Source organism: Marinomonas vulgaris (genome assembly GCF_018145875.1).
In the GTDB taxonomy this organism is placed as follows: domain Bacteria; phylum Pseudomonadota; class Gammaproteobacteria; order Pseudomonadales; family Marinomonadaceae; genus Marinomonas; species Marinomonas vulgaris.
Map to the genome: position 1 here is coordinate 68,579 of NZ_JAGSSV010000001.1, position 12,333 is coordinate 80,911.

Below are 12,333 nucleotides of genomic sequence, written 5' to 3' on the forward strand. Positions count from 1 at the left end.
CAAACTGTTCACTCTAAAAAATACCACTACCTTATTAATTGCCGACCCTTATAAGCCTTCTCGTTTAGCCTGATCCCAATAGGCATCTAGCTCTGCTAACGAGCACTCAGCGAGCGTTTTACCTTGCATTGAGACCAGAGCTTCAATCCGACCAAAACGTCGACGAAACTTCACATTGGTTTTGTTCAATGCCACATCGGGCGACACACTAAAATGACGCGCTAGATTGCTGACCGCAAACAACACGTCGCCCATTTCTTCTTCAATATGAGGTCGATCTTGTTCTGTAATCGCTTCTTCTAGCTCATCAAGCTCTTCTCTAATTTTCGCGAACACGGGGCCAATATCAGACCAGTCAAAGCCTACTTTTGACACTTTTTTCTGAATCTTCACCGCTTGCATTAAAGCCGGCATAGAAGCAGGTATTTCGTCAAGGAGGCTTTGATCAAGAGTGCCTTTTTGTGCTTTTTCTTGAGCTTTTATCTGCTGCCATTGGGCAGAAATCTCAGCGTCACTTAAGGCTATCGGCTCACCAAAACGAGACATATCGCCTTCTGGAAACACGTGCGGATGGCGACGCAGCATTTTTTCTACAATGCCGTCTGCGATGTCATCAAAACTAAATCGCTGCTCTTCTTCTGCCATTTGCGCATAAAAAATCACTTGGAACAATAAGTCTCCAAGCTCTTCTTTTAAATGATCAAAGTCTTCCCGCTCAATGGCATCGAGCACCTCATACGCTTCTTCCAGCGTGTAAGGCGCGATACTTTTGTAGGTTTGCTGCTGATCCCATGGACAACCGTGTTGCTTGTCTCGCAAACAAGCCATTAGATGTCGCAATCGCGTGATGGCATCGCTCAAAAATCTCGCTCCCTAAAGACATTTAGCACATTGGGTAACTGGTTGATACGGTGTAATAACTTACTTAACACGCTCAGTTCGCCCACTTCAATAGTGAAGCGAATGCAGGCAGTGTGATTTTCCGTCGCCGATAAGGTATTCATCGACAACAGGTTCACCTTTTCATTCGCCAGCAATCCTGTGATGTCATTCAGCAAGCCAGTGCGGTCGTAGGCTTCCACCTGAATGTTAACCGGATATTGGTTATCCAACTCTTCGCCCCAGCTCACATCGATAATGCGCTCGGGTTCATCTAACCCCAGCTGGACAATGTTGATACAGTCTTGACGATGCACAGACACGCCGCGCCCAAGGGTAATGAAACCCACAATGTCGTCACCCGGAATGGGACTACAACACTTCGCCATTTGCGTCAGCAATTTACCAACGCCCACAATATGCACGTCGTTATCGGAGGATTTATGGAGACTTTTTCTCAGGCGAATCGGTCGCGATGTCGCCGTTTCGCCGTTAAGGTTGTAGAAATCGTCGATCACTCGCAACACGCGAGACAGCTGAATGTCGCCCGCTCCTAACGCCACATAAATTTCGTCGGCGTAAGAGAAGTTAAAGCGTGATGAGATAGCTTGTAAATCAATGCGATTGTCATCGATACCAAGGCGTTTTAACTGTTTGTCTAAAAGGTTTTTACCCGCCTCTAGGTTCTTTTCTCGATCTTCTTTGCGAAACCAGCTTTGAATTTTGGCACGGGCTCGGTTAGTTTGCACATACCCCAAGGTAGGATGCAGCCAATCTCGACTTGGCCCCCCTTCTCGGGTGGTCAATATTTCCACTTTGTCACCGGTTTTAAGCTGGGTAACCAAGGAGATAATCTTGCCATTGACCTTAGCGCCACGGCAGCGGTGACCAATTTCTGTGTGCACGCGGTAAGCAAAATCCACCGCGGTCGCATTGACTGGCAAATCCACCACGTGACCGTCTGGCGTGAACACGTAAATACGGTCTTGCTCTATGTCACTGCGAACCTGTTCTGACAAAGACTCCAAATCGCCCTGCACTTCATGGAAGTCCAGAATGGTTCTGAGCCATTGCAGTTTTTCTTCGTAACTTGAACTGTTCGAACTTAAATCCGTGCCCTTGTATTTCCAATGAGCGCAAACGCCAAGTTCGGCGTCTTCGTGCATTTTATGGGTACGGATTTGAATTTCCAGCGCACGACCTTTTGGCCCAATCACCGCGGTGTGTAACGACTGGTAACCGTTTGATTTTGGGTTACTAATGTAGTCGTCGAATTCTTGCGGGATAGGACGCCACAAGTTGTGCACAACACCTAATACGCCGTAGCATTCCATCGGCTCATCGACCAATATCCGCACGGCACGCACATCGTACACTTCATCGAAGCCGATGTTTTTGCGCTTCATTTTGCGCCAAATACTGTAGATGTGCTTAGCACGCCCCATGAGATCGGCGTGAATGTTAATGGCTTTTAAGCGCTCATCGAGCAAGTTAATCACATCGTCAATGAACTGCTGACGATCCAAGCGTTTTTCGTCTAACCAGGTGGCAATGCGCTTGTATTCAGAGGGGTACAGGTAGCGGAAAGACAGATCTTCCAATTCCCATTTAATGTGTCCGATGCCTAATCGGTGAGCCAGTGGCGCGTAAACGCTTTGCACTTCTAAGGCGACCGCAACACGACGTTCTTCGTTCTGAAATTTGGCTTCTTTGATGGCGCAGGCACGCTCGGCCAACTTAATCAGCACCACTCGAACATCATCAATGATAGACACCAGCATTTTGCGCAGAGACTCTAACTGATTGTCGCTGCGACCTAACACTTCAGCGGCGGTATCGGCGGTTAGGTTCTTTGAGACTTCGCCCATGCGAATCACGCCTTCAACGATCGAAGCCACCTTGCGGCCAAACATATCGGTCACACGGGAAAGCGGCAGCTGGTCTTCTCGAACAGCACGATACAAGGCCGCAGCTACTAAGGAATCTTGATCGGCGCGAAAGCCCGATAGAATCTCTACCATCTCTAAGCCGGCACGAAAGGTACTCGCTTGTGCGCCCCAGTAAGACGGTCGCGCGCATTGTAATTCGGCCTGACGCGCTAATTCACAAGCCATACGTAAAGGAACACGTGCACTGTCGTCAATTAGGTGGGAAAACTGTCCCATCCATGAATCGATATCGACCGTTCCATCCTCTAACACAGGGTGATCTTTTCTTACCGTTACCATTTATCCGCCCTTCAATTTACGTCTTTTTGTGCAATAACATCATGGTTTCTACATGGGACGTTTGAGGGAACATGTCCATCAAACCCACACGCATCACACGATATCCTTTTGCCACCAAATACTCGGCATCCCTAGCTAACGTAGAAGCATTGCAAGAAACATACAATATTTGCGCTGGGGCAATTTTTATTATGCTGTCTAAAAATTCCAGTGCGCCCGCGCGGGGTGGGTCTAACAAAATTTTAGTCACACCCGCTGTTAATAAGGTGCTGGCCGTAGTTTCCAACGCCGCTGGCTGCGTTAAGTCCGCCGCAATAAAGGTCGCGTTATCCACACCATTCATTTCGGCATTGCTTTGAGCCGACGCCACCATGCTGTCTTGCACTTCCACCCCAATGACCGATTTTGCGCTACGCGCTAGGGGCAAAGAAAAATTCCCTACGCCGCAAAATAGATCCAGCACCACATCGTCAAATTGAGGGGCCAACCATGCCATGGCTTGATCCAGCATTTTTTGATTCATGGCCGCGTTCACTTGAATGAAGTCCTGCGGGTGATACTGCAATCGCAGCTTATCTTCCCCATTGTTCACCTCATAGTAGCGCATCTCCTGTGACGCTAATTCGGCTCTGCTCAATTTTGGTGCTTGCCAATATAGCGCAATTTTCGCCTCATGTGCCCAATCTTGCCATTGTTTCTCTAGCTCATCGGATATTACTGAGGTTAAACGTACCAACACAGACACGCCCTTGGTGTCTTCAAGCAATTCAATGTGCCCCACGTTTGGCGCCAAAGGGTCGCCAGCCAGTGCGGTTTTTAACGCTAAGAATACCGTTTGAAGCGGCTTGGTCAGCACCACACAATGATCAATACTTATAATGTCGTTAGACGCTTTGCCACGAAAGCCTAATACCACCTCCCCTTTTACCATATTGACAGAAAGACGTGCGCGACGGCGATAGGCGGTTGAAGTATCCGACAAAGTTTCTAAAGTGTGGGTTCCCATCAGGTTGCGTAGCTGTCCTTGCAGCCAATCGCGCTTCGCTGACAACTGTTTTTCGTCGGCTAAATGCTGAAAGCTACAACCGCCACAACGGGTAAAATGAGGGCAAGGTGGGTCAACCCGATAAGGGCTAGGTTCGAGTAATCGTGTCATCGTCGCTTCATCGAAACGACGACCACTTTTGGTGACTTGAGCGTCGACGGTCTCGCCAGGCAAGGCCCCTTCAATAAAGGTGACCTTACCTTGCAAACGCGCAACGCCTTTTGCTTCGTGTGTCAAACCTTCTACTTGATAGGTTTGCACGGGGCCAATCGGCTGAGGTTTAACGGCTCGACGCTGGGATATTCTTCTTCTCAAAGGAGGCTCTCTTCTTCCTGAGTCTAGGATAAACGCGGCGCTATTCTATCCCATCTGTTTACAGAACTGTACGCGAAAGCCAACCTTAATGACTGTCGCGCCATTAACCATCAAAAATACCCGTGGATAAGTAACGATCCCCACGGTCACACACAATCGCCACAATGACCGCATTATTGAGTTTTTCCGATAACGCCATAGCCGTACCGACGGAGCCACCAGAAGATACGCCACAGAAAATCCCTTCTTCTTTCGCCAAACGACGCATGGTGGTTTCTGCGACTTCTTGTGACACATCCATCACACTATCAACACGGCTTTCGTCGAAAATTGTCGGCAAATAGGCTTTTGGCCAACGACGAATACCAGGAATACTCGCGCCGTCTTCAGGCTGCAACCCCACAATTTGGATCGCTGGGTTTTGTTCTTTCAAATAATGCGACACCCCCATAATGGTGCCAGTTGTGCCCATTGAACTAACAAAGTGTGTCACTGTACCCTGGGTTTGCTGCCAGATTTCTGGGCCTGTGGACACATAATGTGCATTGGGATTATCTTGATTGGCAAACTGATTCAACACAACACCCACTCCTTGGCCTTGCATTTCTTGCGCAAGGTCACGGGCTCTTTCCATGCCTTCTTCTTTGCTGACCAGATGCAATACCGCGCCGTAAGCCGACATGGCCGATTTGCGTTCTTGACTCATGTTGTCGGGCATAATCAGGTGCATCTTGTACCCTTTAATGGCCGCCGCCATCGCCAGGGCAATACCAGTGTTTCCACTGGTGGCTTCGATGAGGCTATCGCCCGGCTTAATATCACCACGCAATTCCGCTTGCACTATCATGTTAAGTGCTGGGCGGTCTTTGACCGATCCGGCAGGGTTCTGGCCTTCTAGCTTAAGCAAGATGGTGTTGCTTGGATTAGGGTTTATGCGCTGCAAACGCACCAAAGGGGTTTGACCAATTAACGACTCAATACTAGGATATTCGATCATAAAAAACTTCGTTGACATTGATGACTTAGAGAATGAAACTTACTGTTAATGTCTATTTAAGAACACTTATGCCAAACAGTACAATAAGAAAGGGTTATAAACTTAGTGTTGGTTTCAACATCAAGGCATTTTAGGGGTTAAAATGCGTATTCTTTGCTTATTTGTCGTGTTTTTTGCCCTCACCAGTTGCGAGAAACCTTTGCATAACACGGACACTATGAGCAATGCAGAACTCAGAGCACAGTGGCGCCAATGCGCTTACCTTTCCTCTCCATCCCACAGCGAACAACGTCAATGTGACCACTATGAAAAAGCATGCCAACTTAGAAAACACTCGGGCGACCTGGCCTGCTACTGACCCACTCATGCCTATGTGCTGCTTGTTACGATGAAAACACCTTTATTAAAAAAGCTCTCGACCATGAACGTGAGACAAACCTTATTCTGGTTCTTGTTCACGCCTGTTTTGCTGATCTCATTATTTGTCGGTATTTTTTTGCTTACTACGCGCTTTCACGACCTTGATCACAACCTACACGAGCGCGTGTCACACATTACCAAGCAAGTGGCCACCACCAGCGAGTACGCCATTGTATTTTCCGATCAAAATATGATGTACCGAATATTACAAAATGCCCTCAACAGCGACGACATCAATGGTATAAGGCTCTTTAACAGCGAGCAAAAACGCCTTGCCGAACTCGGTAAAGCCCCATCAATGCAAGACACTTTTTTTCCTGAAAAAACTCAATTGCGCGAAATAGATGGTTATCTGCAATCCATCAGCCCTATTTACTACACCAGTAATACACCAGACAGTGTGTTCGACATTAATTCGGGCTTATTCAATCCGGTCGATCAACGCAGCCTAATTGGCTGGGTGAAAATAGAAGCCAATACCGCCGCCATACAGATAGATAAGTACCAATACGCCAGCTTGGTGATTTTCATTCTAGTGCTGTTTAATACTGTCATCATCTTGGCTGCGTTTCGCCTTGCAACCTCGTTAACACAACCCATCGATAAATTGTCATCGGCATTAAACAAGCTAGTCAAAGGGCAGTTTTCCAACGTCAAGCTTATGACCCTGCCACCAGAATACGCAAGCCTACAAAAAGATTTACTCGACTTAACCGAACGCCTTGAAAATCACAATGAAGAATTGGTCAGTGGCATTGAGCAAGCCACAGAAGATATCCGTCGCAGCATGGACAGCATGGAAGAGAAAAGCGCCCAACTGCACATAGCCAATCGGGAAGCAATGGAATCGAACCGTTTAAAATCTCAGTTTCTAGCCAACATCAGCCATGAAGTGCGCACCCCTCTTAACGCTATTTTGGGCTACACCAAGACCCTACAAAAAGACATTGAAGATACCCAGCATCGGCTTTATATAGACACCATTGAGCAGTCCACCAACAGCTTATTGGCCATTATTGGCGATATTTTAGACTTCTCAAAAATCGAAGCCGGAAAACTCAGTCTTGAAAACAATCACTTTAATTTGAAGGCACTCATCGACGATGTGTACCAAATATTGAGTATTAACTTACTCACTAAAGAGAAACAAATTGATCTGGTTCCTGAATTTAGCAGCGACACCCCTGAATGGTTTGTTGGCGACAGCACACGGGTGCGTCAAATCCTCACCAATTTAATTGGTAATGCCATCAAATTCACTCATCAAGGCGCTGTACGTACCAAGGTTTCACTGCTTTCAAGCCATCAGCAAGATGTAACCCTGTCCTTCCAAATCATAGATACGGGAATAGGCATTCCTGAACAAAAAATCCACCGGCTTTTTAAACCCTTTTCCCAAGTAGACACCAGCACCACGCGGCAATTTGGTGGCACAGGCCTAGGCTTGGTGATCACCAAAAAGCTTGTCGAACAGATGCATGGTAAAATCGAAGTCAGCAGCGCACCTGATATAGGCTCGACTTTTCGCTTCACCATTAACCTGAAAAATTCCAATAAAAACGCACAAAGCAAAGTCCCCCTAGACTTTGAAGTGGCCTTACTCGAACCTAGTCTAACCTATAAAAATTATCTCGACCGTTACTTGCAAAGCATTGGTGTGCACTGCCAAAGCAGCAGCGATTTAGAACAGATGATTGCCTTTTTAAACCATCATCGCAGCAAGTTAGACTGCCTATTAATCAGTACCGTACCTGGTGAGCAAGGCATTATTGAAACTCGTGAATTGGTGACTTACGCCACCCAGCAATTCGGCATCCCTTGTATTCTAATGATTCAGCCGCCTGGTAAAATCACCCAATATCACGACCTAAAACATCTATGCCGTGACATTTTATTGAAACCTATTAGCCACGAGCGTCTTTATAAAGCGCTGCAACGCCTTAACGCCTCCGACCCGACAACGACGGCACCACAAAAAGCCATCAGCCCACCTTATGAAAAACTTAAAGGGCTAAGTATTTTGGCCGTAGACGATTCCCCAATTAATCTACAACTACTCAACCATTGGCTTACGCCGATTGGTGTCGACATCACCTTGGTATACAGCGGAAGACAAGCCCTAGACATGGCTGAGAGTCAAACGTTTGACCTAATATTCATGGACATTCAAATGCCAGAAATGGATGGTATGGAAACCACTCAACACTTACGTAAATTACCCAACTACCAAGACACGCCGATCATTGCGCTTACCGCTCATGCTTTGGCATCAGAGCAACAGCAAATACTTGCCAGCGGCATGAACGCGTATCTAAGCAAACCCATTGATGAAGAACTACTCCTACACACCATTGAAAAATGGTGCTCGTCGACCGAGACATTACAAGACCAAATCGACGCCAAACTCGTAAATATTTTTGACTTAAATAAAGCACTCACCATAGTCGATGGCAAAACCGACATAGCTAAAGAAATGTTTGACATGTTGGCGGATTCACTCGATGCCGAGAAAAAATTGATACTGCATCACCTTGAAAAGCAGGACACCAAAAAACTCATCGAAGTAGTACATCGCATTCATGGCGCTTCTAAGTACACAGGCACAGTGAACATAGCACGCCAAGCGGGCTTCTTAGAAACCCACTTAAAAGAATTGGGAATGGAAGACGTAGAAGGCGTTGTTGACGATTTCATCGACGCTATTGAAGAATTGCTGGCGAATCGCCAACTCATTCCATGGCCAGCGTTGTCTGTCTAAGCCCTCTCAAGCACCACAAACGCCTGAGCGTAGGCTTTTTCATCGGTTAGGCTAAGATGCCATGACACAGGGTAATCAAAGCGCTCAGCAATGCTCTGGTCAACCGTTAACACTGGTTGACCGCTAGGTAAGTTCGCTACAGAAAAATGCTGAAAACTGACCCCTGAACCAATCCCCGTTCCTAACGCTTTTACCGCCGCTTCTTTGGCAGCAAAACGTTTTGCCACGAACGCATTGGCTTTGTCTAAGCTCGCTAGTTCCAACCATCGAGCCTTTTCGTCCGGGGTAAGAATTCGGTCCACAAAGCGCTCACCCAAACGTTCAATGGATTGAGCTATGCGTGCAATATCCACCAAATCTGTGCCTATACCAATGATCACCTGTTTACCTCGTAATGTTGAATTATATGACTGACTTTTATTCAGTTGCCTTGTTTAAAGTAGGCTGGGATTAAATTAAAAAAATATTGAAAAAAAGAGAGTCGAGTTATAAAACGCGGAAAATAGGCACACCCAAATGCCGCTCCCCTTGAAAAGGTTGCGAAGGCAGCAATCGCCGTGACGCTATGGGTTTGCCATTCAATAGGCTATCGAGCCAATGGCGATGCAGCTCTTTCGCTAAGCTAAGCACTTGTTTATCTGTCCAGTGCCCCGTGTGGTACTTCATCGCCACTTGCCCTTCTACAAACAACATGGGCAGCTGCTTTGGAATGTCACCATAGTACGGCCGCAGGCCAAATTTATAATGAAACTGATACAACTGACGCGGCTCCAGTTCCTCGCCTCGTCCTGTGGACACCATATTAATGGACACACCCAGCTCCGAAAACAAACCCACTTCAAAACGACGCAACAAGGGCGCAATCGGCGCCCCCATGTACAAGCTTTGAATCAGCCACTCGTACAAGGTAAACATATCTGGCAGGGGTAAATTAGCTGGCAATAACTTTTCTAGCAATTCGTGTACATACAAGGCCGCGTACAGAGGCAGTCCTTCTAGGGATTTCGCCGAGGTCACGGATTCCAAGGAGGTCACGGTTTTCAGCTCTCCCCGCCCTGCACACTCGACTTCGTAGCACAAAAAAGGCCCAGGAATGACCCGAGCCTCTTTTTTGGGTAAGCGCCACACGCCTCGCATCAGACCTTGCTCAGGGGTTAATAAATCGAGCAAGATCTTATTGTCCTGAAATGGGCGAGTGTGAATCACATACGCTGAAACGCGCATCCCAGTTACTCTTCTTGATAGCCTAAACTGGCTAGGGCACGTTCATCATCGGACCAGCCAGAGCGCACCTTGATCCACAAGTTCAACATCACCTTGTGCTGAAAGAGATTTTCCATATCAATGCGTGCTTCTTTGCCGATCAGTTTGATCTTGTCACCACGCTCACCGATGATGATGCGTTTTTGGCCGTTTCTTTCTACCAAAATCAGCGCACTAATATGAATGGCAGACTCTTCGTACACAAACTCTTCAATCTGTACCGCCACTTCGTAAGGCACTTCTTGACCCAATTGACGGGTGATTTTTTCACGCACAATTTCTGCTGCCAAAAAGCGTGAACTGCGGTTGGTAATCTGATCTTCTGGGTAAAACTGCGTACCTTCTGGCATATAGCTTTCCACTAAGCGCTCTAGACGGTCAAGATTGTTATTACGCAACGCAGAAATAGGCACAATCTGAGCAAAGTTCATTCGCTCTGACAAGTTAGCTAAGCGGGGCAACAGGTCTTCTTTTTGGTCCAATTGATCTACCTTGTTCACCACTAAAATAACGGGGCAACGGGCGTGTTTTACTTTTTGTAAAACAGATTCATCTTCTTCCGTCCAGCGATCTGCGTCGATCACAAACAGCACCAAATCCACGTCTTTTAAAGCGGCGGCAGCGGTTTTGTTCATAATACGGTTAATGGCTTTGGCTTCTCCAAGGTGTAATCCTGGGGTATCCACATAAATCGCCTGCACATGACCTTCTGTTTTCACGCCCAAAATTTGGTCACGGGTAGTCTGTGGTTTACGAGAAGTGATGGATAACTTCTGCCCCAAAATATGGTTAAGCAGTGTCGACTTACCCACATTTGGGCGTCCAACTATGGCGATATAACCGCAGTGCGTTACTTCAACTTCAACGTCAGACATGTTTCTTTTCCAGTTTTTTCAAGGCTTTCGCCGCGGCGTTTTGCTCAGCAATACGACGACTGTTGCCCTTGCCTTCAATCGCTTCTTCACACAACTCAATAAAGCAATGCACATAAAACAATTGATCATGGGGTTCGCCAACAATGTTCACCACTTCGTATTGAGGCAAAGCATGCTTACGAGCTTGTAGGTATTCTTGAAGACGTGTTTTCGCGTCTTTTGTTACCACTTTTAACGAGGTTGCATCTAGACGCTCTTTGTACCACGCCAAGATGTGTTGACGACAAACATCCATACCGGCGTCTAAATACATGCCGCCAATAATGCCTTCCACCGTATCGGCCAAAATCGAATCACGGCGAAAACCACCGCTTTTCAACTCACCCGCGCCCAATTTTAAGTAGTCCCCAAGCTCAAATTCCCGCGCTAATTCCGCTAAGGTATCACCCTTTACTAAGGAGGCCCGCAAGCGGCTCAACTCGCCTTCTTTGGCTTTGGGAAAACGATGAAAAAGATCTTCCGCAATCACATAGTTAAGAATAGAGTCACCCAAAAATTCTAGGCGCTCATTGTTTTTCCCACCAAAACTACGGTGCGTTAGCGCCAGTTCAAGCAGTCCAAGGTCGGCAAAAAAATAACCAATGCGCCGACTCAGCTTCTGATACGATGAACTCAAAATTTCTCCAAAAAATACTTATTCAATCAAACCGTTATTTTTAAAACTTGGGATACTAAAAAAGTCATCCCAATGCAGCCACACGTAAAACGCACGGCCTTTCATATTCTCGTCTGGTACAAATCCCCAAAAGCGGCTGTCTGCGCTGTTGTCACGGTTGTCGCCCATCACAAAATACTGCCCTTCTGGCACCACCCACTCCCCTTCGTGCGGAGTAAAACGGAAGCTATTATAGATCTCGTGCTGAACATCGCCTAGGGTCTCACTGAACAATTCCACCGGTTCTTGATTTGGATTCAAAGACACGGGCAGTTTTGCCAATAGGGTTTTACTCACAGGCTCGCCGTTGACGGTTAATTGCTTGTTGCGATATTGAATCCTATCCCCAGGCACACCAATCAAACGCTTGATGTAGTTAAGATTAGGATCGAGTGGGTATTTAAATACCACAACGTCACCCCGTTCAGGCTCTGTGGTAGGAATAATCGTCGTATTCAACACGGGCAAACGCACCCCATAGTCGAATTTATTCACCAGAATAAAATCGCCTATTTTCAACGTGGGTAACATGGAGCCAGAGGGAATTTGAAAGGGTTCCACCACAAACGAGCGCAACCCAAAAATCACCGCAATGATGACAAAGTAAGACTTCACTTCCACTACAAAACGAGGTGTTTCGGCTAATCGTTGCTGAGCTTCTTTGTTAATCGCCTTACGTGCTTCTGGCGTCATATTCGCCAACACGACTTTACGTTTTGGGCGGTACACAATGCGATCGTATACCCAAAATACGCCCGTCACAAAAAAGGCAATGGCCAGTATCAACTCGAAATCAAAACTCATACATCATTTCTCCATCTGGGTGCGCCAAAGCGCG

10 protein-coding genes are annotated in these 12,333 nt (G+C 46.9%); 1 reads left to right on the plus strand and 9 read right to left on the minus strand.

Annotation, left to right across the window (positions count from 1 at the left end):
* Positions 1-48: 48 nt before the first annotated feature.
* From mazG to cysM, 4 genes are all read right to left on the minus strand, one after another.
* Positions 49-861, minus strand: a complete 813-nt coding sequence (gene mazG, locus J9B83_RS00330) for a nucleoside triphosphate pyrophosphohydrolase (RefSeq protein WP_211534678.1) — start codon at positions 859-861, stop codon at positions 49-51.
* Positions 858-3,107 carry a GTP diphosphokinase gene (gene relA, locus J9B83_RS00335; protein ID WP_211534679.1) on the minus strand — a complete coding sequence of 750 codons (2,250 nt, stop codon included), beginning with the start codon at positions 3,105-3,107 and terminating at the stop codon, positions 858-860. The genes mazG and relA overlap by 4 nt, the downstream gene beginning before the upstream one ends.
* Before the next feature lie 16 nt (positions 3,108-3,123).
* Positions 3,124-4,467, minus strand: coding sequence for a 23S rRNA (uracil(1939)-C(5))-methyltransferase RlmD (gene rlmD, locus J9B83_RS00340; protein ID WP_211534680.1), 1,344 nt, complete (start codon positions 4,465-4,467; stop codon positions 3,124-3,126).
* A gap of 103 nt (positions 4,468-4,570) precedes the next feature.
* Positions 4,571-5,464, minus strand: coding sequence for a cysteine synthase CysM (gene cysM, locus J9B83_RS00345; RefSeq protein ID WP_211534681.1), 894 nt, complete (start codon positions 5,462-5,464; stop codon positions 4,571-4,573).
* A gap of 421 nt (positions 5,465-5,885) precedes the next feature.
* On the opposite strand from cysM, the gene J9B83_RS00350 reads away from it, so the two are divergent.
* Positions 5,886-8,642: a response regulator gene (locus J9B83_RS00350; RefSeq protein WP_236037026.1), complete on the plus strand. Its 2,757-nt coding sequence runs from the start codon at positions 5,886-5,888 to the stop codon at positions 8,640-8,642.
* Here the strand turns inward: J9B83_RS00350 and acpS are convergent.
* The 5 genes from acpS to lepB form a co-directional block, all read right to left on the minus strand.
* Positions 8,639-9,022 (minus strand): holo-ACP synthase, encoded by a 384-nt coding sequence (acpS, locus tag J9B83_RS00355; protein WP_211534683.1) that lies wholly within the window; start codon positions 9,020-9,022, stop codon positions 8,639-8,641. The genes J9B83_RS00350 and acpS overlap by 4 nt on opposite strands.
* A 106-nt stretch (positions 9,023-9,128) precedes the next feature.
* Positions 9,129-9,866, minus strand: coding sequence for a DNA repair protein RecO (gene recO / locus J9B83_RS00360; protein WP_211534684.1), 738 nt, complete (start codon positions 9,864-9,866; stop codon positions 9,129-9,131).
* A gap of 5 nt (positions 9,867-9,871) precedes the next feature.
* The gene (gene era / locus J9B83_RS00365; RefSeq protein ID WP_211534685.1) at positions 9,872-10,780 is read right to left on the minus strand and encodes a GTPase Era; all 909 of its coding nucleotides are present in this window, start codon (positions 10,778-10,780) and stop codon (positions 9,872-9,874) included.
* Positions 10,773-11,456, minus strand: coding sequence for a ribonuclease III (rnc, locus tag J9B83_RS00370; protein WP_211534686.1), 684 nt, complete (start codon positions 11,454-11,456; stop codon positions 10,773-10,775). Before rnc ends, era begins: the two co-directional genes overlap by 8 nt.
* An 18-nt stretch (positions 11,457-11,474) precedes the next feature.
* Positions 11,475-12,299, minus strand: a complete 825-nt coding sequence (lepB, locus tag J9B83_RS00375; protein ID WP_211534687.1) for a signal peptidase I — start codon at positions 12,297-12,299, stop codon at positions 11,475-11,477.
* Positions 12,300-12,333 lie beyond the last annotated feature (34 nt).

Coding starts and splice junctions, on each gene's coding strand:
- era (WP_211534685.1), bottom strand. CDS start 10,780: ATGTCTGACGTTGAAGTTGAAGTAACGCACTGCGGTTATATCGCCATA.
- cysM (WP_211534681.1), bottom strand. CDS start 5,464: ATGATCGAATATCCTAGTATTGAGTCGTTAATTGGTCAAACCCCTTTG.
- relA (WP_211534679.1), bottom strand. CDS start 3,107: ATGGTAACGGTAAGAAAAGATCACCCTGTGTTAGAGGATGGAACGGTC.
- recO (WP_211534684.1), bottom strand. CDS start 9,866: ATGCGCGTTTCAGCGTATGTGATTCACACTCGCCCATTTCAGGACAAT.
- lepB (WP_211534687.1), bottom strand. CDS start 12,299: ATGAGTTTTGATTTCGAGTTGATACTGGCCATTGCCTTTTTTGTGACG.
- J9B83_RS00350 (WP_236037026.1), top strand. CDS start 5,886: ATGAACGTGAGACAAACCTTATTCTGGTTCTTGTTCACGCCTGTTTTG.